This is a genomic window from Streptomyces sp. A1136 (assembly GCF_004795055.1).
In the GTDB taxonomy this organism is placed as follows: domain Bacteria; phylum Actinomycetota; class Actinomycetes; order Streptomycetales; family Streptomycetaceae; genus Streptomyces.
Genome location: NZ_SSBJ01000007.1, coordinates 85,849 through 108,225, shown reverse-complemented (window position 1 = coordinate 108,225; position 22,377 = coordinate 85,849). Strand labels below are relative to the sequence as shown.

The following is a 22,377-nucleotide window of genomic DNA, read 5'->3' as shown; positions in this document are numbered from 1 at the left end:
TGATGGGCGACCGGGCCGACCCCTCCTCCGTGCCGCTGCTGGTCGCCTGCGCCCTGCGCATCGAACGGCTGGCCCTGCGCAGCGGCGGCGACCGCGGTTCGCCGCGCGAGTACACCGTCCTGCGCACCGGCATGGGCCCGCGCGCCGCCGAGCGGGCCGTCATCCGGGCCCTCGCCCCGCCCGGCATGAGCGGGGCCGCCGTCCTCGCCACCGGCTTCTGCGCCGGCCTCGCCCCCGGTATGAACCCGGGCGACCTGGTCGTCGCCGAGGAGGCCCGGGACCCCCGCGGCACCGTCGCCTGCGACGGCGCCCCCCTGCTCGCCGAGGCACTGGCCCGGGCGGTCCCCGGCCGGACCGTGCACACCGGCGCACTGACCGGATCGGACCACGTCGTACGGGGCCAGGAGCGCGCCCATCTGCGCGCCACCGGCGCTATCGCCGTCGACATGGAATCCGCGGCCACCCTGTGGACCGCCACCCGGGGCGCGAGCCGTCCGGTTGCGGCCGTCCGGGTGATCGTGGACGCTCCGGAGCATGAGCTCGTCCGAATCGGCACGGTTCGCGGAGGAATATCGGCCTTCCGCGTATTGCGTGCCTTATTGCCCGCGTTTTACGACTGGCACCGTTCTTTGCTGCTCCCCAGGAGGTGAGCCAGATGGCCATGCCGTTGCGACAGTCCATCAGGGTCGGGACGTATCTTCTCGAACAGAAGCTGCGCAAGCGTGAGAAGTTCCCGCTGATCGTCGAGCTGGAGCCGCTCTACGCCTGCAATCTGGCCTGCGAGGGCTGCGGCAAGATCCAGCACCCGGCGGGGGTGCTCAAGCAGCGGATGCCGGTCGCCCAGGCCGTCGGCGCCGTGCTGGAATCCGGGGCGCCCATGGTGTCCATCGCCGGTGGCGAGCCCCTGATGCACCCCCAGATCCACGAGATCGTGCGTCAGTTGGTCGCCCGCAGGAAGTACGTCTTCCTCTGCACCAACGCGGTGCTGCTCCGCAAGAAGCTGGAGAAGTTCACCCCCTCCCCGTACTTCGCCTTCGCGGTGCACATCGACGGGCTGCGCGAGCGGCACGACGAGTCCGTGGCCAAGGAAGGCGTCTTCGACGAGGCGGTGGCCGCCATCAAGGAGGCCAAGAGGCGCGGCTTCCGGGTCACGACGAACTCCACCTTCTTCAACACCGACACCCCGCAGACGATCATCGAGGTGCTGAACTACCTCAACGACGACCTCAAGGTCGACGAAATGATGATCTCGCCCGCCTACGCCTACGAAAAGGCCCCCGACCAGGAACACTTCCTGGGCGTCGAGCAGACCAGGGAACTCTTCAAGAAGGCATTCGCCGGCGGCAACCGGCGGCGCTGGCGGCTCAACCACTCCCCGCTCTTCCTGGACTTCCTGGAAGGCAAGGCCGATTTCCCCTGCACCGCCTGGGCCATTCCGAATTACTCCCTCTTCGGCTGGCAGCGCCCCTGCTACCTGATGAGCGACGGATACGTCCCCACGTACCGGGAACTGGTCGACGACACCGACTGGAGCAAGTACGGGCGTGGAAAGGACCCGCGCTGCGCGAACTGCATGGCGCACTGCGGGTACGAGCCGACCGCCGTCCTCGCCACGATGGGCTCCCTCAAGGAGTCCCTGCGCGCGGCCAGGGAGACGATCGGCGGCAATCGCGGCACGTCGGCATGACGCCCGCGACGGGAGGGGGCAAGGGCTTCGACCTCGGGGCCCTGCTGGCCGAACGCGGCGCCGAGCGGTACGAACTGCACGCCCGGCACCTCAACCACCAGCTGCCCCGGATGCTGCACACCATCGGTTTCGACAAGGTCTACGAGCGGGCGGAAGGCGCCCACTTCTGGGACGCCGAGGGCAACGACTACCTCGACATGCTCGCCGGCTTCGGCGTGATGGGCCTCGGCCGGCACCACCCGGTCGTCCGCCGGGCCCTGCACGACGTACTGGACGCCCAGCTCGCCGACCTGACCCGCTTCGACTGCCAGCCGCTGCCCGGGTTGCTGGCCGAGAAGCTGCTCTCCCACAGCCCCCACCTCGACCGGGTCTTCTTCGGCAACAGCGGCACGGAAGCGGTGGAGACGGCACTCAAGTTCGCCCGGTACGCCACCGGACGTCCCCGCGTCCTCTACTGCGACCACGCCTTCCACGGCCTGACCGCCGGCTCCCTGTCGGTCAACGGCGAGGGCGGCTTCCGCGACGGCTTCGCGCCGTTGCTGCCCGACACCGCGATCGCCCTCGGCGACCTGACCGCGCTGGAGCGGGAGCTGGCAAAGGGCGACGTGGCGGCCTTCGTGGTGGAGCCCATCCAGGGCAAGGGCGTCCTCGCGCCGCCGCCCGGCTTCCTGCTCGCGGCGCAGGACCTGCTGCGCCGCCACAAGGCGCTGCTGATCGCCGACGAGGTGCAGACCGGCCTCGGACGTACCGGTGATTTCTACGCGTACCAGAACGAACCGGGGTTGGAACCCGACCTGGTGTGCGTGGCCAAGGCGCTGTCCGGCGGGTACGTACCGGTCGGGGCGACCCTCGGCAAGGACTGGATCTTCAAGAAGGTCTATTCCTCCATGGACCGGGTGTTGGTGCACTCCGCGAGCTTCGGCTCCAACGCGCAGGCGATGGCGGCCGGGCTGGCGGTGCTCACCGTCATGGAGGACGAGGGCATCGTGGCCCGCGCCCGGGTGACGGGCGACCTGCTGCGCGGGCGGCTCGCGGCCCTGGTGGACGAGTACGAGCTGCTGCACGAGGTGCGCGGCCGCGGGCTGATGATCGGCATCGAGTTCGGCCGGCCGTCCTCCCTGGGGCTGCGCAGCCGTTGGACGATGCTCCAGGCGGCCCGCAAGGGGCTCTTCGCGCAAATGGTCGTGGTGCCGCTGTTGCAGAAGCACCGGATCCTCACGCAGGTCTCCGGAGACCACCTGGAGGTCATCAAGCTGATCCCGCCGCTGATCATCGACGAGGGGGACGTGGACCGGTTCGTCGGCGCCTTCCGCGAGGTCATGGACGAGGCACACGGCGGGGGCGCCTTGATGTGGGACTTCGGCAGGACGCTGGTGAAGCAGGCCGTCGGCAACCGCTGACGGCCCGCCCCGGGGGCGTCGCCCGGCCCCGTCGTCGTGTCGTTCAGTCGAGCAGTCGGTCCCTGAGCCGGCCGAGGGTCGCGGGCGTGAGCCCGAGCCCCTCGGCCAGGTAGGGCTCGACGCCGCCCCATGTGCCGTCGATCGTCTCGAAGGCCGTGGAGAGGAACTCGGCGCGGGCGTCGAAGAGCGGCGCCAGCAGCTCCGTCACCTCGGGGGAGCGGGCGCCCGGGGATGCGTCGCGGCGCAGCAACCGGTAGCGGTTGTGCGGCGCGTTCGATTCCAGGTAGTCCGCCTCGATCGCCTCGCGCTCGACCCCCAGGGCGAGCAGCGTGACGGCGATCGACAGTCCCGCCCTGTCCTTGCCGGCCGCGCAGTGCATCAGGGCCGGGACGCTGTCCTGGGCGAGCGCGTGCACGACCCGGCTGTGTTCGGCCGTCCGGTCCGTGATGATCGCCCGGTAGGAGTTCCGCATGCGGGCGGCGGCCCTTCCCTCGCCGAGGAGGCCCCGGAGCTGCCCCAGGTCGCCGTCGCGGACCATCGTCCAGAACTCCCGGCCGTCCGCCGGGTCCGTCAGCGGAATGTTCACGTTGCGGACGCCGGGCAGTTCGACGTCCGGCCCTTCCAGCGCGTGGTCGGCCCCGTTGCGGAAGTCGAAAACGGTGTGGAGGCCGAGCGAGGTGAGGAATTCCACGTCGGTTTCGGTGGCATGTGCCAGATGTCCGCTTCGGTAGAGAACTCCCGATCTGACCCTTCGTCCGTCGGTGGTGGGCAGTCCGCCGACATCGCGGAAATTGCGCACTCCGGACAGTTCGGGCTCCGTGGGCGGGTTGACGGCAATCTGCTGGGTCATGGGCCAAGTCCTCCGTATCGTCGTGGGCCTCGCGGACGGGGCGGCGGGCACCGACCGCCGGGTCGCGTCGCGCTGTCCGAATTGAGCCGGTTGGAAATAACTTGCCATATACGGGGGCGAGATCACGCCGGACCCCGTGAGCCAGATCATACGGTGACCGAGCGTGCCTGATCGCGAAACCCGAATTCCCTTGTCGCGAGGGTGGTTGGGGGGACGGAATGGACGGAGGGTGACCGGAATTCTGTGGCCCATTCAAATCTGCTATTGCGTCAGGGAATTCATGGCTTGTTGTGCACGGCCCCGCTGGATTACCTTCGCGATCGATCCGGGTGGACCGCCGAATCCTGCCGCCGCCCGGGAACCGCACCCGACTATTCACGCGCGCGGCAGGAGCGGGGGAACCAGGTAAGCCGCTGTTCCGGAGCTTCCCGCCGGAACGGCTCGGGGTGAAGTCGTGCGTCGCTGGCGCGTACGGCCGGACATCTCCAGTCCGAACCCGACAGCTCACCTCGCAGGCGACGGAGAGGAATTCGTCATGCCCGCTCACGGCAAGCACCGCCGCCCGAAGTCCCGTGCCATGTCCCGCGGACTGGCCGCCGCCGGTACCGGCGGCGCGGCCCTGGCCCTGCCGCTGATGGGCGCCGCCGGCGCCCACGCCGCCCCGGCCGCCGGCCAGCCGGTCCGGTCCGCGCAGCTCCCCGCGTCCCAGCCGGCCGCGATCGCCGCGGCCCCGGCCGCGGCCCCGGGCGTCTACACCGTCGTCCCCGGCGACTACCTGTCGAAGATCGCCGCCGACCGCCACCTGTCCGGCGGCTGGGAGCGGCTGTACGCCGACAACCGCGAGGCCGTCGGTGCGGACCCCTCCCTCATCCACCCGGGCCTCAAGCTGACCCTCGGCGACCACGACGGGCACCGGGACGGCGCCCCCGCGAAGACGGCCCCGCGCGGCACCGGCTCGGCTTCGGCTCCGACCTCCTCCCACCGCTCCTCCGCCAAGGCTGAGGCGCCCTCCGAGTCCGGCTCCGGCAGCGGTTCCGCCGACACCCCGGCGGCCGCCCCGTCCGCGCAGGGCTCCGGCTCCGCCACCGGTGCCGTCACGGCGTCCGGTTTCGTCGCCCCGGTCGACGGCGGGACCTCCACCCCCTACAAGCTCGCGGGCAGCATGTGGTCCTCCGGTTACCACACGGGCGTGGACTTCATCGCGAGCACCGGCACCACCGTCAAGGCGGTCGGCGCCGGCACCGTGGTCACCGCCGGCTGGGGCGGGGCGTACGGCAACGAGGTCGTGATCCGGCACGCCGACGGCAAGTACTCCCAGTACGGCCACCTCTCGCAGTTGTCCGTCTCGGTCGGCCAGAGCGTCACCGCCGGCCAGCGCATCGGGCTCTCCGGCGCCACCGGCAACGTGACCGGTCCGCACCTCCACTTCGAGATCCGCACCGGTCCCTCGTACGGTTCGGACATCGACCCGCTGGCCTACCTGCGCTCCAAGGGCGTCAACGTCTGACGTCACCGCGGCGTGGGCGTGCGCACCCGTGAGGCCGGGACCCCGAGGGGTTCCGGCCTCACGCGTTTCTTATTCCTCATGTGCATCGTGGCGTAGATCACGGTCCGTCAAACCCCGCTTACGTTGGCGTAGGTCGCCCGCGGGGGTGAAGTATGTGGTGCTGTGGCAGCGACGAAGACGACACTCAAGACCATCGGCTCGTACGCGGCGATCGGGGACAGCTTCACCGAGGGCGTAGGGGACCCGGGACCCGGGGATTCGTATCTCGGCTGGGCGGACCGGTTGGCCGTACTCCTGGCCGATCAGCGGGAAGAACACGATTTCCGGTACGCGAACCTGGCCGTTCGGGGGAAGGTCCTCGACCAGATCGTGGCCGAGCAGGTCCCGAGGGCCAAGGCCCTGGCACCCGACCTGGTCACCTTCTGCGCGGGGGGCAACGACATCATCCGTCCGGGAACCGACCCGGACGACGTGGCGGAACGTTTCGAGGCGGCCGTCGCCGACCTCGCGGGTTCCGTCGGCCAGGTCATGATCACGACCGGGTTCGACACCCGGGGCGTGCCGGTCCTCAAGCACCTGAGGGGCAAGGTGGCGACGTACAGCGCACACGTGCGCGCCATCGCCGACCGGTACGACTGCCCGGTGCTCGACCTCTGGTCCCTCAAGTCCGTCCAGGACAGGCGGGCGTGGGACACCGACCGGCTGCACCTCTCGCCCGAGGGACACACCCGGGTCGCGCTGCGGGCCGCCCAGGTGCTCGGCCTGGACGTACCCGCCGACCCCGACCAGCCGTGGCCGCCGGAGCGGCCGCGCGGCTCGGTGGACGTCACCCGGGACAACGTCCAGTGGGCGCGCGAACACCTGGTGCCCTGGATCGGGCGGCGGCTGCGCGGCGAGTCCTCCGGGGACCACGTCGAGGCGAAGCGGCCGGACCTGCTGCCGCTGTAGGGAGCGGGCGACGGGGGGCGCGGCGGGGCGAAGGGGACCGGGCGGCGCGACACGCCGGGGGCCGCAAGCGGAATCCTCGGGGGCCGGTGTGCGTTGGGATGGTCGTAGACACGTACGACCGTCCTGCCCCCATCCTCACAGGAGGCGCCTTGTCCGGCTCCCGTCCCCTGCGTCCCCGGCTGCGCGCCCTGCGGCCCGAAGCCTTCGGCGCGGACCCGTCCGGCGCGCGGCTGGAGCGCATCCTGCGCTCGCCCAACTTCGCCGACGGGGTCTTCCAGAACCCGGTGGGGGCCCGGACCAGGCCTTCCGGCTCCATGGCCGAGTTCGCCAAGATCTACTTCCACAAGGAGCAGCGCCTGCGGCGCAGCCCCGGCGCGCCGATCCCCGTGTACCCGACGACCTTGGCCGAGCTGGCCAAGCCGCCGGCGAGCGGGTTGCGGCTGACCTGGATGGGGCATTCCAGCGTCCTCGCCGAGATCGACGGCCGCCGGGTGCTGTTCGACCCGGTGTGGGGGGAGCGGTGCTCCCCCTTCCCCTTCGCCGGACCGAAGCGACTGCACCCGGTGCCGGTACCGCTGGCCTCGCTGGGCGAGGTCGACGTCGTGGTGATCTCGCACGACCACTACGACCACCTCGACCTGCCGACCATCAAGGCGCTGGCCGGCACGGACACGGTCTTCGCCGTGCCGCTCGGCGTCGGCGCGCACCTGGAGCGCTGGGGAGTCCCGGCGGACCGGCTGCGCGAGCTCGATTGGAACGAGAGCACCAAGGTCGCCGGGCTGTCCCTCACCGCCACGCCCGCGCGGCACTTCTGCGGGCGGGGCCTGCGCAACCAGCAGTTCACCCTGTGGGCGTCCTGGGTGGTCGCGGGCGACGCGCACCGGATCTACCACAGCGGCGACACGGGCTACTTCCCGGGCTTCGAGGAGATCGGCGCCGAGCACGGCCCGTTCGACGCCACGATGATCCAGATCGGGGCGTACTCCGAGTACTGGCCCGACATCCACATGACCCCGCAGGAGGGCATGCGCGCCCACCTCGACCTCCAGGGCGGAACACCGAGCGGCACCATGCTGCCGATCCACTGGGGCACCTTCAACCTGGCCCCGCACCCGTGGGACGAGCCCGGCGAGGGCACCTTCGCGGCGGCCCAGACGGCCGGTGCGGCGATCGCCCTGCCGGTACCCGGCCAGCCCTTCGAGCCGGGCGCCGCGGACGCGCCGGCCGAGCCGTGGTGGCGTCCCTTCGTCGCGAACGGCTCGCCCGTACCGGCCGGACACCCGCGGCCGGTGGCGGCCGAGCGGGCGCCGGTGGTCACCCGGGAGGAACCGGAGGCCGTGGGCTCGTAGCGGCGCGGCGCGGGGCGGGGCGGCGGATTCGGGCTGTCGTACGAGCGCTCCTTCCCAGGCGGTAAGCACCCCGGTGAACTTGCCCAACTCGCCGTCCCGGGCGGGAGCGTGCGGTCTAGCGTGGGTATCCGGTGATCAACACCGGGCCCCGGCGACCCCGGGGGCCCGTGCCCCACGTACCGAGGACCCCGATGTCCGGATACCGCGCCGCCCGCCACGCTCCGTCGAGACACGCCGTGACCGGTCCCGGTCGGCAGTTACGCCCCCAACTGGTCCGGGCCGCCGTCCTGCCCACGCTCGCCGCCGGGCTCAGCGGCGCGGCCGCCGTGATCTTCACGTTGCAGCTCGGCGGCGGCGCGGGCGCCCGGGACCCCCGGCTCTGGCCCGTCCTCACCGGCTGCGGACTGCTCGTGGTCGGCGCGCTCGCCGCCGCCCTGCTCGGGGGACGGCGCGCCGCCATGGCGGTGCGCGAACGCTGCGAGTCCCTGCGCCGCTCCAGCCTGCGCGGCCGTCAAGAACTGCGGGCGGCCCTCGACCGGCTGGAGCGGGGCGAGATCCCGCCCGGCCCGGTCCGAAGCGGTCCGGGCGGGCCGCCGCCGGGCGCGGACCCCGCGCGGCTGGACGAGTTCTGGCTGCTCGGGCAGGAACTGCGCGGTGCGCGCGAACAGGCGTACGGGACCCTGGTCCGGCTGGCCGGGCAGGTCGTCCCGTCCGACAGCGACCGCAAGGTCGAGGTCTTCGTCAACCTCGCGCGTCGGCTCCAATCCCTCGTGCACCGCGAGATCTCGTTGCTGGACGACCTGGAGGACACGGTCGAGGACCCCGACCTGCTCAAAGAGCTCTTCCACGTCGACCACCTCGCCACCCGCATCCGGCGCCACGCCGAGAACCTCGCCGTGCTCGGGGGCGCCGCCTCCCGGCGGCAGTGGACCCGGCCCATCGACCTGAGCGAGGTGCTGCGCTCCTCCGTCGCGGAGGTCGAGCAGTACACGCGCGTCAAGGTGGTCCCCCCGGCGGGCGGCACCGTCCGTGGGCACGCCGTCGCCGACGTCGTCCACCTGCTGGCCGAACTCATCGAGAACGCCACCGTCTTCTCCGCCCCCGACACCGACGTGGTGGTGCGCGCGGAACGCGTCACCGCCGGGATCGCGGTCGAGGTGGAGGACCGGGGGCTGGGCATGCCGGCCGAGGAGCAGCACCGCATGAACGCCCTGCTGGGCGATCCGGAGCGGATCGACGTACGTCACCTGCTGGCGGACGGCCGGATCGGCCTCTTCGTGGTGTCGGCGCTGGCGCGCAGGCACGGGGTGGCCGTCGAGCTCAAGTCCAACATCTACGGCGGTGTGCTCGCGGTGCTCGTCCTGCCGCAGGAACTGCTGGGCGAGCAGGCGCCGAACCCCGCCGACGCCCACGGGGGCGCGCGGGCCACCTCGTGGGGGACGGCGGCGGGGGCGTGGACGCCCCCGCTGGAACCGGTACGGACGACCGCTCCCGCGCCGCGTCCGCCCGAGCCGGTGGACCCGGGGCCGACGGTGCCGGCGTGGGCCGAGCCGGTCCCCGGGGCGCCGCGTACGGAACCGCTCCCGGTGCCGGAGCGGGAGGCGGTGCCGGTTCCGTACGCCGTCCCGGAACCCGGCCCCGGCTTCGCCGACGCCGCCGATGTCCACACCGGCCCGGTCCCGGTCGCCTTCACCGTGCCCGCCGCGCGGAGGGACCCGGACCGGGACGCCGACCGGCCGGTGTTGCCCCGGCGACGCGCCCAAGAGCACGTCGTACCCGAACTGCGTGAGGCCCCGGCCCCGCGCCGCACCCCGGAAGCCGAGCCCCCGGTACACGATCCGGACCTGATGGCGTCCTTCCAACGCGGCTTCGAGCGCGCCGAGTCGGAGCCCCGGCCGTGACGGCGCCCGGCGCCGGGACCCGCGTCCCCTGCCTTCCCCATCCCCCTCCCCACCCCCCACCCCGGCAAGGAGCACACCCCCATGAGCGGCGAAGTGGCGACCAGGACGAGCCGACTCTCCGATCTCGACTGGCTGCTGAGCGGTCTTGTCCAACGGGTGCCGTACACGCGCAGCGCGGTGCTGCTCACGGCGGACGGGCTCGTCGGCTGTGCGCACGGCCTGGACGCCGACAGCGCCGACCACATGGCGGCGCTGGCCTCGGGGCTGTACTCGCTGGGCCGCAGCGCCGGTTCCCGGTTCGCGGAGGGCGCCGAGGTCCGGCAGGTGGTGGTGGAACTCGACACGGCGCTGGTCTTCGTATCGGCGGCCGGGGCCGGCACCTGCCTGGCGGTACTCGCGGACCGGGACGCCGACGCGGGTGTGCTGGGCTACGAGATGGCGATGCTGGTGAAGAGCGTACGTCCCTACCTGGCGGCCGCACCTCGGCGGACCGTCGCCGACACGGAGCGATGAGGGCCGCGGCACGGGGGGCGTACGGAGCCGGCACGGGGTGGGACACGGCCCCCTGGCTCGACGATACGGCGGGCCGCGTCATGCGGCCGTACACGGCGAGCGGCGGCCGGACCCGGCCCGCCGTCGCCCTCGACCTGCTCTCGCTGGTAACCGCGACCGGCGTACGCCCGCGTGCGCCGCTGGGCGCCGAACACGCCCTCGCGCTGCGCTTGTGCGCCGGCGCGTCGGCGGTGACGGTCGCCGAGGTGGCCGGGCAGTTGGGGCTCCCGGCCGGGGTGGTGAAGGTGCTGCTGTCCGATCTGGTGGAGCACGGGGCCGTCGAGGCGCGGGGGCCCCGCTTCCCGGGCGGTGACACCTTCGCCGCCGACGACATCGACCTGCTGCGGGCGGTGCTCGATGGCCTACGCCGAAGGCTGTGACGACCGGGGCCTGCCCGCGACCTTGAAGATCCTGGTCGCGGGCGGGTTCGGGGCGGGCAAGACGACTTTCGTGGGCGCGGTGAGCGAGATCGAACCGCTGTGCACCGAGGCGCCGCTGAGCGACCTCGGCGAGGGGGCCGATCCGCTGGAAGACCCGCTGGAAGGGGTGGAGGCGAAGACGACGACCACGGTCGCCCTGGACTTCGGCCGGATCACCCTCGACCGGGGCCACGTCCTGTACCTCTTCGGCACGCCCGGACAGCAGCGCTTCTGGTTCCTCTGGGAGGAGCTGTGCGCGGGCGCGCTCGGAGCGGTGGTCCTGGCCGACACGCGCCGCCTCGCGGACTGTTTCCCGGCCGTGGACTTCTTCGAACGGCGCGGGATCGCCTTCGTCGTCGCCGTCAACGAGTTCGACGGCTGCCACCGGTACACGCCCGGCGAGGTCCGGGAGGCGGTGGGGCTCGGACCCGAGGTACCCGTCGTGCGGTGTGACGCGCGGCTTGCCGGGTCCGGCACGGGGGCACTGGCCGCCCTCGTCCACCACCTGCTGTCCGATGCCGGGTCCGCGCGAGCGGCGGACGCGGCCACTTAGGAGGATCGGGGGAACCGTCATGACCTACTACGAATCGACCGGCCACCTGCTGCTCACCCCGGTGGACCGGGAAGCGCCCGCCCGAGCGGTCCGGCTGCGCGAGCTGGGGCTGGGGGAGCGGCCCGACGCGGAACTGGACGCCTTCGCGCGGCGGATCACCGAGACCCTGGACGCGCCGTACGCGGGGGTCAACTTCGTCGCCGAGGAACGGCAGTTCTTCGCGGGCCTCCACCACCGCCCCGACGCCCCGCCGAGCGGTTACCCGGCCCGCGTACTGACCCGCGACCTCGGATACTGCCCTCATGTGGTCGTCCGGCGCCGGGCGTTGGTGCTGGAGGACGTACGGGACTTCGCGCGCTTCGCGGGCAACGCCGTCGTGGACGGCAGCGGGGTGCGCTCGTACGCGGGGGCGCCGTTCACGGACCGGCGGGGTGTCGTCCTCGGGACGGTGTGCGCTGTGGACGTGGTGCCGAGGCGCTGGGGGACGGAGGGGCTGGGGACGGTGAAGGCCCTCGCGGCGGAACTGGGGGAACTCCTGCGGGGCCGCGAGGACGCGGGTCGTTGAGCCGGAGCCTCAGACGCCCGGCCGCAGGAACGCGGAGATCCGCTCCCTGAGCGAACGGGGGTCGAGGCCGTGGGCGGCGATGTGCTCCGCGATGGTTCCGTAGCGCCGCAGTTCGGCGCGGCCGACGCCCAGGCCCAGCACCCGGTGCGGGAGGTCGCCGAGGGCGTCGTTAGCGGCGGCGGTGGAGGTACCGGCGAGGTACGGCTCGACCAGCACCACGTCGGCCGTCGCGCGTCGACCGACGGCGGCGCGCAGGGCCGCGTCGTCGAAGGGCCGCACGGTCGTCGCGTACAGCACGGTCACGTCCATGCCCTTGGTCGCGGCGAGGACGTTGTCCAGCAGGGGGCCGACCGCCAGCACCACGCCGGAGCGCCCTTCCCGCACGGTGTGCAGGCCCGGCCCGGTGGAGGGGCGCGGCTCGGCGTTGGTCTGCGCGCTGAGGCGGACGTACACCTTGTCGTCCCCGGCGGCGTACGCGTCGCGCAGCAGCGCCTGCGCCTCGTCGGGGTGGCCGGGCACGTGCACGGTCCACCCGTCGAGGGTGTCGAGGAGGGCCACGTCGCCGGGCGCCATGTGGGTGAAACCGCCGGCAGGCCAGTCGTAGCTCGCGCTCGCGCTGACGAGGACGCCGCCCGTACCCTGGTGCCCGAAGTCCAACTTGACCTGCTCGAACGGCCGCTCCACCAGAAAACTGGCGAAGGTGTGCATGACCGGTCGCAGTCCGGTCAGGGCGAGTCCGCCCCCCACCCCGAGGAGCAGCTGCTCCCGGATTCCCACGTTGATCACCCGATCGGGGTGGCGCCGCTGGGCGGGCCGGAACCCGTCCATGGTGATCTCCGCGAGCACGAGTGCCAACCGGGGGTCCTCGTCGAGCATCTCCGACGTGACGGTGATGAACCGCTCCCGCATGGTGTCCATGTCTCCCCTGCCCCTTGCTGTGTGTGGTCTCAGAACTTCTTCTCGACGCGGGCGACGACCGCGTGCGGCCTGCCGGGGTGCGGCGCCGTGAAGGCGGCGTGCAGGGCGGCGTGGTCCCGCCCGTCGACGGTGGTCGCGGACCAGCCGGCGGCCTCGAAGCGGGAGGCGATCCCGCCGGGCCAACCGTGCGTCGCCGAGTCGTTGTCGATCACGACGGTGTGCAGCCGCTCCAGGCCGGCGGAGCCCGCGTAGGCGAGTGCCTCGTGGTTGCTGCCCTCGTCGAGCTCCGCGTCCCCGATCAGCACCCACACGGCCGGCTCGTCCAGCCCTTGGGCGCGCAGACCCAGCGCGGTCCCGACGGCCAACGGCAGACCGTGCCCCAGGGAGCCGCTGCCGATCTCGACCCCGGGGATCAAGGTGCGGTCGGGGTGGTGGCCGAGCGGGGAGTCGAAGCCGCCGAACCCGCCGAGCCATTCGACGGGGAAGAACCCCTTGGCCGCGAGGACGGCGTAGTACGCCATGGGGCCGTGCCCCTTGGACAGGAGGAACCGGTCGCGCCCCACGTCATCGGCGGTTTCGGGGGCCACCCGCAGCACCCGGTCGTACAGCACCCACAGCACGTCGAGCGTGGAGGTGGCGGCGGGCCCGTGCTTCTCGGCCCCTGTCATGAGCGCGATAAGACGTTCCAGGTCCTGGTGGCGGAACTCCGCGTCCGCGGTTGTCTGTGTCATGCACCTACCGTGCGACCTCAAGCCCGCTTGAGGTCAAGCGCCGCCGCCTCGATCCGTCAGACCGCGTGGCCCCGCGGAATGTGCGCGCGACCACCCCGGTAAGTGCGGTATTGTTTCCCTGCCAGTTCAGCCAGGGGAAATCCCCAGGTCAGCAGGCATCGGGACGTGGCGCAGCTTGGTAGCGCACTTGACTGGGGGTCAAGGGGTCGCAGGTTCAAATCCTGTCGTCCCGACTGTGCTTTACGCACGTCGGAGGCCGTTCTCTCAACCATGAGAGGGCGGCCTTTCTGTCTGTCCCGGCCCGGAGGTGCGGGCGACCACCGCGCTTGTCCTGTGTCCGCCCGGCCTGAGTCCGGGGCGCCCGGTCCCGCGTACGGCCGGGGCGCCGGCGCCCCGGTCTTCGCCGCCCGGCGTTTCACGGTCCGGGAGTGGCGGTCGTCGTGTCGTCGGTCAGGCGGGCCCGCCAGTCGCCGACGTAGTCGTCGGGTACGGACGCCAGGCGGGCGATCTCCCCATCGCCACGCCCGTCGGACCAGGCCAGGATCCGTGTCACGGTGCGGTTCCGTGCGGCGCGGAAGTCCTTGAGCGTGTTTTCGAGGCGTTCGACTTCCTCGGCTTCACGGACGAGCTGCCGGTCGACGGCGGAGCGTTCCTCGGCGCGCAACCGACGCAAGTAGGCGTCCAGGCCCGTCAGTACCAGACCCTCCTCGTGCGCGGCGTTCTGGAATCCTTCGGCCAAGGCCGCCAGTACGCAGTCCGGAACATCGGCGAGAGTGGCTCCCAGGGGCTTGGCCGCCTCCCAGGTGCCCCTGCCCGCCTCCGTCGTCTCCAGCCAGGCGCGGGCGTCCGTCGGAGTGCGGTCGCCGCACGCGTGCGCGCGGTAGGCGTACAGGGCGGCACGGTGGCCGTAGAAGGTGAAACCGTCCTCGATCCGCCGATCGGCGGCGCGGCACACCCGTCCCGGTACCCCGCCGTAGCCGCTGTCGGGACGGTAGTCGGCGTAGGCGTCGAGTTCCGCGTCCGTGGCCAGGCCCCAGGAGGGGTCGCACAGGTCGGGGTTCACGGCGAGGAACGCGCCGACCTCAACGCGCCACTCGGGGGCCGGTGTCGTGCGGGGCCCGGGCCGGAGGAACTCGCCGGAGGAATCCAAGGCGTGGGTCGCGGCGTGCTCGATGTCGTCCCAGGCGGTGGCCGCCTCGGCGGACCACTCCAGTTCGCCCGCCGGCCCGATGCGGTGGACCGAGTCCACCAGCCGCTGCACGGCGGGCAGTACGCACAGCGCGAGGGCGTGCAGCTCCTCGGCGGTGAAGAAACGCCAGGAGCAGCCGCGCCGTTCGTCGTGGGTCAGGTGGCCGAGCAGCTGCACCATGACGCCGGGGGCCGGGATGGCCCCGTCGCCGAGCGCCCTGCGCGGTGGGCCGGGGAGCCGGCTTCCGAGGTCTTCGGGCGCGGCACGCCAGTCCGTGTCGCCGAACCAGACGGCGCCGCCGCGCGCGTCCACCGCCAGCCACTGGTGGTAGCCCGCTCCCGGGCCGTACCGCCGCTCCGGCTGTTCGGCGTGCTCGTCGTGCCATACGTACTCGGCCGGAGGCGGGTCCAGCTCAACGGCCATGAAGCCGTCCTCGGGGCGGTAGCCGGTGAGGACGTGGGCCGATATCGGCGCGCTGTCGGCTGCGGTCATGAGGGGTTTCCTCTCGGTGGAACGTCAACCGCCGTCAAACGTAGTGCGCCCGCCACCCAATAGTTTAACTTTCAGCCATCGCGTCCGATAGTCGGACGCGCCGAGAACGCGGGCGTCGCGGCGCGGTCTACGCGCGTGCGGCCGACGCCAGGTTGGCCGTTTCACATCCCCTCCACGGCTCGTCCACCTCCGGCTGTGTCCCCGCCGCCGGGGGGCGATCCGGTGCCGCGGCGCGACAGGGTCGGTTGGGGCGTGGCGGCCGCGCGCAGGCCTGTGCCCACGAAGCCGAGCGCCCTGTCGAAGTCGCCGCCGGGCGCCGAGCCGCTCCGGCCGGCCGTCCCGGTGCGCACGGCGTCGAGTTCCGCCCCGGGCATCGGCCCGGCTCCGGTGGGCGAAAGACGCGCACGGTGCGAAGCCCGCCGGTCCGGACTTTCCCGACCCGGGTGTCTTGACACCCTCCGGTATTGGCATGAGGATCACGGAATGAACCTGTCAGACAGCCAGACAGGTGGCCCGCTTCCGCGGCGCGTCAGCGCCATGGAAGCGGTCTTCAGCCACCTGCGCAGCGCCATCGAGCGCGGCGAGTACGCCGTGGGCGACAAGCTTCCGTCCGAAGCGGAGCTGTGCCGGACCCTGGAGGTCAGCCGGCCCGTGTTGCGGGAGGCGCTCAGGGCCCTTCAGGCGATGGGCCTGACCGTCTCCAAGAGCGGCAAGGGCACGTTCGTCACGGCGAACACGGTAGAGGACCCCACCTTCGGCGACTACGCGGCCAGCGACCTGCTGGAGGTGCGCCGGCACGTCGAGATCCCGGTCGCCGGGTACGCCGCGCTGCGCCGGACTCCGGAGGACCTGGACCACCTGGGCCATCTGCTCGACCGGATGGAGCGGGAGACCGACACCACCGCCTGGGTGGCGATGGACACCGTCTTCCACCTGGCGGTGGCCGAGGCTTCCGGCAACCCGGTCTTCCGCCGGGTCATCGAAGAGATCCGTGACGCACTGGCGCGTCAGTCGACCTTCCTCAACGAACTGGGCGGCCGGCGCGAGCAGTCCAACTGCGAGCACCGGGCGATCCTGGAGGCGCTGGTCGACGGTTGCGAGCACGACGCGGTGGAGGCCATGTCCCACCACCTCCTGCGGGTCGAGACGACCCTCACCGACATCGTGCGCCCCCAGCGCACGGCCACCTCCACGGAAGGCAGATCCGAGGCGTGAGCGAGCAGTTCCTCAAAGACGAGAAGCGCCCCACGACCCGTCACGTCGACGCCGGTGACACCGGCTACAGCAAGTCCTTGAAACCCCGGCACGTCAACATGATCGCCATCGGAGGCGCGATCGGCACCGGGCTCTTCCTCGGCGCGGGCGGACGTCTCGCCGACGCCGGGCCGTCACTGTTCGTCGCCTACGCCGTCTGCGGGATCTTCGCCTTCCTCGTGGTGCGCGCGCTCGGGGAACTCGTCCTGTACCGGCCGTCCTCCGGCGCCTTCGTGTCGTACGCCCGGGAGTTCCTCGGGGAGAAGGGCGCGTACACCGCGGGCTGGATGTACTTCCTCAACTGGGCCACCACCGGCATCGCCGACATCACCGCCGTCGCCACGTACACCCATTACTGGCACCTGTTCTCCGATGTCCCGCAGTGGGTGATCGCCCTCATAGCCCTGGCCGTGGTGCTCACGGTGAACCTCATCTCGGTGCGGATCTTCGGCGAACTGGAGTTCTGGTTCGCCATCATCAAGGTAGGCGCCCTGGTGGCCTTCATGGGGATCGCGATCTTCCTCCTGGTCAGCCGGCACCCGGTCGACGGCGCCGTACCCGGTCCGTCCCTGATCACCGACCACGGCGGGGTCTTCCCCAACGGCCTGTTGCCCATGCTGCTGATCGTCCAGGGAGTCGTCTTCGCCTACGCCTCCGTCGAGTTGGTCGGCGTCACGGCCGGTGAGACCGAGAACCCCGAGGAGATCATGCCGAAGGCGATCAACTCGATCATGTGGCGCGTGGGCCTCTTCTACGTCGGCTCGGTCGTCCTGCTGTCGATGCTGATGCCGTGGAACAGCTACAGCGCCGGTCAGAGCCCGTTCGTGACGGTGCTCTCCCACATCGGCGTCCCGGCTGCCGGTGACGTGATGAACCTGGTCGTCCTCACCGCGGCCATGTCCTCGCTCAATTCCGGCCTCTACTCCACCGGCCGCATCCTGCGCTCGATGGCCGTCAACGGATCGGCCCCGCGGTTCACCGCCCGACTGAGCCGTACCCAGGTACCGTACGGCGGCATCCTCCTCACCAGCGGCATGTGCGTCCTCGGCGTCGGGCTCAACTTCGTGGTCCCGGCGGACGCGTTCGAGATCGTGCTCAACCTCGCGGCGATCGGCATCCTGGCCACCTGGGGCATGATCATGGTCTGCCACCTCCTCTTCTGGCGGAAGACCCGGGCCGGCGAACTGACCCGCCCCGCCTACCGGCTGCCCGGCTCTCCCTGGACCGAACTCGTGACGCTGGCCTTCCTCGCCTCCGTCCTCGTCCTCATGTACGCCGACGGAGGGGCCGCGCGCACCACCGTGCTGTGCGTGCCGCTGATCGCCGCGGCGCTGGTCGCGGGCTGGTACCTGGTCCGCGGGCGCGTGGCGCGCGCCGCCGCCGAGAGCGAGGGCTGAGCCCGGACACCGACCCGGCCCGGTCACGCCCGGGCCGGGAGCGTCCTCGGCGAGGCACCCGCCCGCCACCGCGGTCAGCGGCAAACCCACCACCGAACGAGGCAGTATGCGCAGCAGTCTCCTCGCGGACGCGCCCGCGATCCGCGAGCCCCGGCACGCACCGGTCGCCCATGTCACCCGGGGCGGCCTGATCGAGGGAATCCACTACGGCTCCGTCGTCGTCCTCGACGGCGACGGCGGCGTCCGGTCGGGCATCGGCGACATCGAGGTCGCCTGTTACCCGCGCTCAGCCCTCAAGCCCCTCCAGGCCGTCGCCATGGTGCGGGCCGGTCTGCCGCTCGACGGCGCGCTGCTCTCCCTCGCGATGGGCAGTCACTCCGGCGAGGAGCACCACCTCGCCGGCACCCGGACGATCCTCGAAACGGCCGGCGTCACCGAGGACGACCTGCGCAACGTCCCCGACCTGCCGTACGCCCCGGCGGTCCGGGACACGTGGGTGCGCGAGGGCCGCCGGCCCTCCCGGCTCGCCCAGAACTGCTCCGGCAAGCACGCCGCGATGCTGTACCTGTGCAAGCTCGCGGGCTGGCCCCTGAGCACCTACCTCGACCCCGCCCACCCGCTCCAGAGGGCGATCGCGGAAGTCGTCGAGGAGCTCACCGGCCAGCACATCGCGAACGTCACCGTCGACGGCTGCGGAGCCCCGCTGTTCGCGGTCTCCTTGCACGGCTTGGCCCGCGCCGCCGCCCGCATCGCCGGGGCGGCGCCGGGCACCGCCGAGCGCCGCGTGGCGGACGCGCTGCGCGGCCACCCGGAGATGGCCTCCGGCACCGGACGGGACGCGGCCGAGCTGATGCGCGCCGTGCCCGGGCTGCTGGTCAAGGACGGCTTCGAGGGCGTCCAGGTGGCCGCACTGCCCGACCGCCGGGCCGTCGCCGTGAAGATCGCCGACGGAGCGGACCGGGCGCGCGTCCCCGTGGCGGCCGCCGCCCTGGCCCGGGCGGGAGTCGACCCGCGGCTGCTCGCCGGGTTCGCGGGCGAGCCGATCACCGGCGGCGGCCGGCCGGTCGGCAGCATCCGGCCGGTGGCGGCACCGAACCCGACCGCGTCCGCCCCCGCCTGACCGGACCCGCCCCACCACCCCGACCCCACCGACCTCAGGAAGAGGACCCGCACACCCATGACCGCCGCCACCCGCAGCGAACACGACCTGCTCGGAGACCGAGAGGTCCCCGCCGACGCCTACTGGGGCGTCCACACCCTGCGCGCCACGGAGAACTTCCCCATCACGGGCACGCCCATCTCCGCCTACCCGCACCTCATCGACGCCCTCGCCGCCGTCAAGGAGGCCGCCGCCCTCGCCAACGAGGACCTCGGCCTGCTGGAGCCCGCGAAGGCCGGCGCGATCGTCACCGCCTGCCGGGAGATCCGCGGCGGCAAGCTGCACGACCAGTTCGTCGTCGACGTCATCCAGGGCGGCGCCGGCACCTCGACCAACATGAACGCCAACGAGGTCGTCGCCAACCGGGCGCTGGAGCTGCTGGGCCACGCCAAGGGCGAGTACCGGCACCTGCACCCCAACGAGGACGTCAACCTCGGGCAGTCCACCAACGACGTCTACCCGACCGCGGTCCGGATCGCGACCGTCTCCGCCGTGCACGGCCTGCTCGACGCCATGGCCGTCCTCCAGGAGGCCTTCGCCCGCAAGGCCGTCGAATTCCACGACGTCCTGAAGATGGGCCGCACCCAACTGCAGGACGCCGTGCCGATGACGCTCGGGCAGGAGTTCTCCGCCTTCGCCGTCATGCTCGACGAGGACCGCAGCCGGCTCGCGGAGGCGGTCGAACTGATCCACGAGATCAACCTCGGCGCGACCGCGATCGGCACCGGCCTCAACGCCCCGGCCGGATACGCCGAATCGGCCCGCCACCACCTCGCCGCCATCACCGGGCTGCCGCTGGTCACCGCGGCCAACCTGGTCGAGGCCACGCAGGACTGCGGCGCGTTCGTCCAGATGTCCGGCGTGCTCAAGCGCATCGCCGTCAAGCTGTCCAAGACCTGCAACGACCTGCGCCTGCTGTCCTCCGGACCGCGCGCGGGCCTCGGGGAGATCAACCTGCCGCCGGTACAGGCGGGTTCGAGCATCATGCCCGGCAAGGTCAACCCGGTGATCCCCGAGGTCGTCAACCAGGTCGCCTTCGAGGTGATCGGCAACGACGTCACCATCACCATGGCCGCCGAGGCGGGGCAGCTTCAGCTCAACGCCTTCGAGCCGGTCATCCTGCACTCGCTGTCGGAGTCCGTCACCCACCTGCGCGCGGCCTGTCTCACCCTCGCGGAGCGCTGCGTGGGCGGCATCACCGCCAACACCGAGATGCTGCGCGCGACCGTCGAGAACTCCATCGGCCTGGTGACCGCCCTGAACCCGCACATCGGGTACACGTCCGCCACCGACATCGCCAAGGAGGCACTCGCCAGCGGCCGGGGCGTGGCCGAACTCGTCCTGGAGAGGGGTCTGCTCCCGGCCGAGAAACTCGCCGCCCTCCTGCGCCCCGAGGTGATCGCGGGAACCGGCGCGGCCGGGGCCTGACGACGGGACGGCCGGGGCCGGACGTCCGCGGGCGCCGGGCCCGCGCCGGCCCGGCGCCCCGACGGAAGGGATCAGCGTCCCCCGACCCTCGACCGGACCGTGCGCCTGGCGTCGTCGGCGTCGTCCGCGAGCAGGGCCAGCTCGGCGAGCTCGCGGCACTCGTGGAGGGTGTGGGTGGCCAGGGCTGCCCGCACCTCGGGGAGTGAGGCGGGTGCGGTGGACAGGCTGGTGACCCCGAGACCGACCAGCACCAGGGCGAGCGCCGGGTCGGCGGCGGCCTCCCCGCAGACGCCGATCGGACGCCCGTGGCCGACCGCCGACCCGGCCGCGGCGGCGACCAGCGCGAGCAGGGCGGGCTGCCACGGGTCGAGCAGGTCGGCGAGGGAGCCGAGGGTCTGGTCGGCCGCGAAGGTGTACTGGGCCAGGTCGTTGGTGCCGATACTGAAGAAGTCGCAGACCTCGGCCAGCCGGTCGGTCCGCAGGGCGGCGGCCGGGACCTCGATCATCGCCCCGGCCAGCGGCAGGCCGTGCGCACGGACCCGGGCGGCGAACTCGGCGGCCTCACGCGGGACCGACACCATCGGAGCCATCACCCACACCTGCGCGGTGCCGTCCGCGGCGGCCTCGGCGATGGCGGCGAGCTGGGTCTCCAGGAGCCGCGGGTCCCGGGCGGCCGTTCGCAGGCCGCGGACGCCCAGAGCCGGATTCTCCTCGTCGGCGCGGGTGGCGAAGGGCAGCGGCTTGTCCGCGCCCGCGTCCAGTGTGCGGACGACCACCCGGCGGCCGGCGAAGGCCGAGAAGACCCGTCGGTAGGCGGTGGCCTGTTCGGCCAGGCTCGGGGCCTCGGTGCGGTCCAGGAAGAGGAACTCGGTGCGGAACAGGCCCACGCCCTCGGCGTCGGCGGCGGCCGCCCCGGCCAGCTCGTGCGGCGCACCGAGGTTGACCAGCAGCGAGACCGGGTGCCCGTCGGCGGTCCGGCCCGGTCCCCGGAACCCGGCCGCCAGTTCGCGTCGACGGCGCTCGCGCTCGGCGGCCCGTTCGACCGCCTCCGGACTCGGGTCGGGCTCGATCACGCCGTCGGCGCCGTGCACCAGGACCCATCGGCCGTCCTCCAGCTCCGCGGCGGCGGTGCAGCCCACGACGGCGGGCAGACCGAGCGCCTTGGCGAGGATGGCGGTGTGACTGGTGGGCCCGCCGCGGACGGTGACGAGGGCCAGCACCCGCTCGGGGTCGAGCAGCGCCGTGTCGGCGGGCGCCAGGTCGTCGGCGACCAGGACGTACGGGTGCCCGGGGTCGGGCGGGCCCGGTACGGGCAGGCCGAGCAGGCGGGCCAACACGCGGTCGCGCAGATCGTCGAGGTCGGCGGCGCGTTCCGCGAAGTAGCCGCCCGCGGAGACCAGCGCGGCGCGGAAGCCGTCGAAGGCGGCGGCGAGCGCGTGCGCGCCGTCGGTGCCCTGTTCGGCGAGTGCGGCGGCCCGGTCGGCGAGGACCGGGTCGGCGGCCATCATGGCCTGGGCCTCAAGCACCTCGGAGCCGGGGCCGCTCGCACGGGCGGCGCGCTCGTGCAGGTCGGTGACGACCGCCCCGAGGGCCGCCCGGACCGCCGCGGCCTCGGCCGCCGGTTCGGTGACGGGCCTCGGGGCGGGAAGCGCGGGTGCGGGTGCCATCCGGGCGACGGGGCCGGCGGCACTGCCGGTGCCGACGCCGATCCCGCGTATGGGATCACTCATGCCGCTGCGTCGAGGTCGGAGGCGAGCAGCGCGGCGAGCGCCTTCAGCGAGTCCTCGGCCCCGTCGCCGGAGGCGGTGAGCTCCAGGGTCTCGCCGCGGCCTGCGGCCAGGGCGAGGACGGACAGCAGGCTGCGGGCGTCGACCGGGGCTTGGCCCGGGCGGCCGACGGTGACCTTGGCCGGCTGCCGGGCGGCGGCGCGGACGAACAGGGATGCCGGGCGGGCGTGCAGGCCGCTCTCGGAGCCGACGGTGACCTGGATCGAGTGCATGGGAATTCCTCGGGGAGACGATCGTCGACCCGGGTGGGAACCGGGTCGGCGGGAGAGTCGGACACGGCGGCCGCGCGGA

Annotated in this window: 21 protein-coding genes, 1 tRNA gene and 1 riboswitch; of the genes, 16 read left to right on the top strand and 6 right to left on the bottom strand. The window is 72.6% G+C overall.

Annotation, left to right across the window (positions count from 1 at the left end):
- Nucleotides 1-2 precede the first annotated feature (2 nt).
- The 3 genes from E6R62_RS09075 to E6R62_RS09065 are packed head-to-tail and all read left to right on the top strand — an operon-like array spanning nt 3 to nt 3,087.
- Complete coding sequence (locus E6R62_RS09075) at nt 3-650, top strand: 1-hydroxy-2-methyl-2-butenyl 4-diphosphate reductase (protein WP_136212812.1); 648 nt, start codon at nt 3-5, stop codon at nt 648-650.
- A gap of 5 nt (nt 651-655) precedes the next feature.
- Entirely contained in the window at nt 656-1,687 is a 1,032-nt protein-coding gene (hpnH, locus tag E6R62_RS09070) for an adenosyl-hopene transferase HpnH (RefSeq protein WP_136212811.1), read from the top strand.
- Nucleotides 1,684-3,087, top strand: coding sequence for an aspartate aminotransferase family protein (locus tag E6R62_RS09065; RefSeq protein WP_136212810.1), 1,404 nt, complete (start codon nt 1,684-1,686; stop codon nt 3,085-3,087). Before hpnH ends, E6R62_RS09065 begins: the two co-directional genes overlap by 4 nt.
- A gap of 43 nt (nt 3,088-3,130) precedes the next feature.
- Here E6R62_RS09065 and E6R62_RS09060 read toward each other — a convergent pair whose 3' ends face one another.
- On the bottom strand, nt 3,131-3,937 hold the full coding sequence (locus E6R62_RS09060; RefSeq protein ID WP_136212809.1) for a tyrosine-protein phosphatase: 807 nt from the start codon (nt 3,935-3,937) through the stop codon (nt 3,131-3,133).
- Between the two features lie 358 nt (nt 3,938-4,295).
- Nucleotides 4,296-4,468: riboswitch (cyclic di-AMP (ydaO/yuaA leader) on the top strand.
- A gap of 4 nt (nt 4,469-4,472) precedes the next feature.
- Here E6R62_RS09060 and E6R62_RS09055 point away from each other — a divergent pair.
- The 8 genes from E6R62_RS09055 to E6R62_RS09020 all read left to right on the top strand — a co-directional run bounded on the left by E6R62_RS09055 (nt 4,473) and on the right by E6R62_RS09020 (nt 11,731).
- On the top strand, nt 4,473-5,444 hold the full coding sequence (locus E6R62_RS09055; RefSeq protein ID WP_136212808.1) for a M23 family metallopeptidase: 972 nt from the start codon (nt 4,473-4,475) through the stop codon (nt 5,442-5,444).
- A gap of 162 nt (nt 5,445-5,606) precedes the next feature.
- Entirely contained in the window at nt 5,607-6,392 is a 786-nt protein-coding gene (locus tag E6R62_RS09050; protein ID WP_136212807.1) for an SGNH/GDSL hydrolase family protein, read from the top strand.
- Between the two features lie 149 nt (nt 6,393-6,541).
- On the top strand, nt 6,542-7,741 hold the full coding sequence (locus E6R62_RS09045; RefSeq protein ID WP_136212806.1) for an MBL fold metallo-hydrolase: 1,200 nt from the start codon (nt 6,542-6,544) through the stop codon (nt 7,739-7,741).
- A 236-nt stretch (nt 7,742-7,977) separates the two neighbouring features.
- Complete coding sequence (locus tag E6R62_RS09040) at nt 7,978-9,642, top strand: sensor histidine kinase KdpD (protein WP_240801561.1); 1,665 nt, start codon at nt 7,978-7,980, stop codon at nt 9,640-9,642.
- Nucleotides 9,643-9,723: 81 nt separating this feature from the next.
- Nucleotides 9,724-10,155 carry a roadblock/LC7 domain-containing protein gene (locus tag E6R62_RS09035; RefSeq protein ID WP_136212804.1) on the top strand — a complete coding sequence of 144 codons (432 nt, stop codon included), beginning with the start codon at nt 9,724-9,726 and terminating at the stop codon, nt 10,153-10,155.
- Entirely contained in the window at nt 10,152-10,574 is a 423-nt protein-coding gene (locus E6R62_RS09030; RefSeq protein ID WP_136212803.1) for a DUF742 domain-containing protein, read from the top strand. Before E6R62_RS09035 ends, E6R62_RS09030 begins: the two co-directional genes overlap by 4 nt.
- Complete coding sequence (locus tag E6R62_RS09025; protein WP_136212802.1) at nt 10,552-11,166, top strand: ATP/GTP-binding protein; 615 nt, start codon at nt 10,552-10,554, stop codon at nt 11,164-11,166. Before E6R62_RS09030 ends, E6R62_RS09025 begins: the two co-directional genes overlap by 23 nt.
- Nucleotides 11,167-11,185: 19 nt before the next feature.
- Nucleotides 11,186-11,731, top strand: a complete 546-nt coding sequence (locus E6R62_RS09020; RefSeq protein WP_136212801.1) for a GAF domain-containing protein — start codon at nt 11,186-11,188, stop codon at nt 11,729-11,731.
- A 9-nt stretch (nt 11,732-11,740) separates the two neighbouring features.
- Here the strand turns inward: E6R62_RS09020 and E6R62_RS09015 are convergent, their stop codons facing one another.
- Nucleotides 11,741-12,649: a transketolase family protein gene (locus tag E6R62_RS09015; RefSeq protein ID WP_136212800.1), complete on the bottom strand. Its 909-nt coding sequence runs from the start codon at nt 12,647-12,649 to the stop codon at nt 11,741-11,743.
- Nucleotides 12,650-12,678: 29 nt separating this feature from the next.
- Nucleotides 12,679-13,380, bottom strand: coding sequence for a transketolase (locus E6R62_RS09010; protein WP_136212799.1), 702 nt, complete (start codon nt 13,378-13,380; stop codon nt 12,679-12,681).
- 159 nt (nt 13,381-13,539) lie between these two features.
- Here E6R62_RS09010 and E6R62_RS09005 point away from each other — a divergent pair.
- Nucleotides 13,540-13,613: transfer RNA gene (locus tag E6R62_RS09005), tRNA-Pro, on the top strand.
- Between the two features lie 182 nt (nt 13,614-13,795).
- On the opposite strand, the gene E6R62_RS09000 is transcribed toward E6R62_RS09005, so the two are convergent.
- Nucleotides 13,796-15,061 carry a hypothetical protein gene (locus E6R62_RS09000; RefSeq protein WP_136212798.1) on the bottom strand — a complete coding sequence of 422 codons (1,266 nt, stop codon included), beginning with the start codon at nt 15,059-15,061 and terminating at the stop codon, nt 13,796-13,798.
- 483 nt (nt 15,062-15,544) lie between these two features.
- On the opposite strand from E6R62_RS09000, the gene E6R62_RS08995 reads away from it, so the two are divergent.
- From E6R62_RS08995 to aspA, 4 genes are all read left to right on the top strand, one after another.
- The gene (locus E6R62_RS08995) at nt 15,545-16,276 is read left to right on the top strand and encodes a FadR/GntR family transcriptional regulator (RefSeq protein WP_136212797.1); all 732 of its coding nucleotides are present in this window, start codon (nt 15,545-15,547) and stop codon (nt 16,274-16,276) included.
- Nucleotides 16,273-17,712 carry an amino acid permease gene (locus E6R62_RS08990; RefSeq protein WP_136212796.1) on the top strand — a complete coding sequence of 480 codons (1,440 nt, stop codon included), beginning with the start codon at nt 16,273-16,275 and terminating at the stop codon, nt 17,710-17,712. The genes E6R62_RS08995 and E6R62_RS08990 overlap by 4 nt, the downstream gene beginning before the upstream one ends.
- Nucleotides 17,713-17,818: 106 nt before the next feature.
- Nucleotides 17,819-18,832, top strand: coding sequence for an asparaginase (locus E6R62_RS08985; protein ID WP_136212795.1), 1,014 nt, complete (start codon nt 17,819-17,821; stop codon nt 18,830-18,832).
- A 57-nt stretch (nt 18,833-18,889) separates the two neighbouring features.
- On the top strand, nt 18,890-20,299 hold the full coding sequence (aspA, locus tag E6R62_RS08980; RefSeq protein ID WP_136212794.1) for an aspartate ammonia-lyase: 1,410 nt from the start codon (nt 18,890-18,892) through the stop codon (nt 20,297-20,299).
- A 71-nt stretch (nt 20,300-20,370) separates the two neighbouring features.
- Here aspA and ptsP read toward each other — a convergent pair whose 3' ends face one another.
- On the bottom strand, nt 20,371-22,029 hold the full coding sequence (ptsP, locus tag E6R62_RS08975) for a phosphoenolpyruvate--protein phosphotransferase (protein ID WP_136212793.1): 1,659 nt from the start codon (nt 22,027-22,029) through the stop codon (nt 20,371-20,373).
- Nucleotides 22,026-22,298 carry an HPr family phosphocarrier protein gene (locus E6R62_RS08970; RefSeq protein WP_136212792.1) on the bottom strand — a complete coding sequence of 91 codons (273 nt, stop codon included), beginning with the start codon at nt 22,296-22,298 and terminating at the stop codon, nt 22,026-22,028. Before E6R62_RS08970 ends, ptsP begins: the two co-directional genes overlap by 4 nt.
- Between the last annotated feature and the right edge of the window lie 79 nt (nt 22,299-22,377).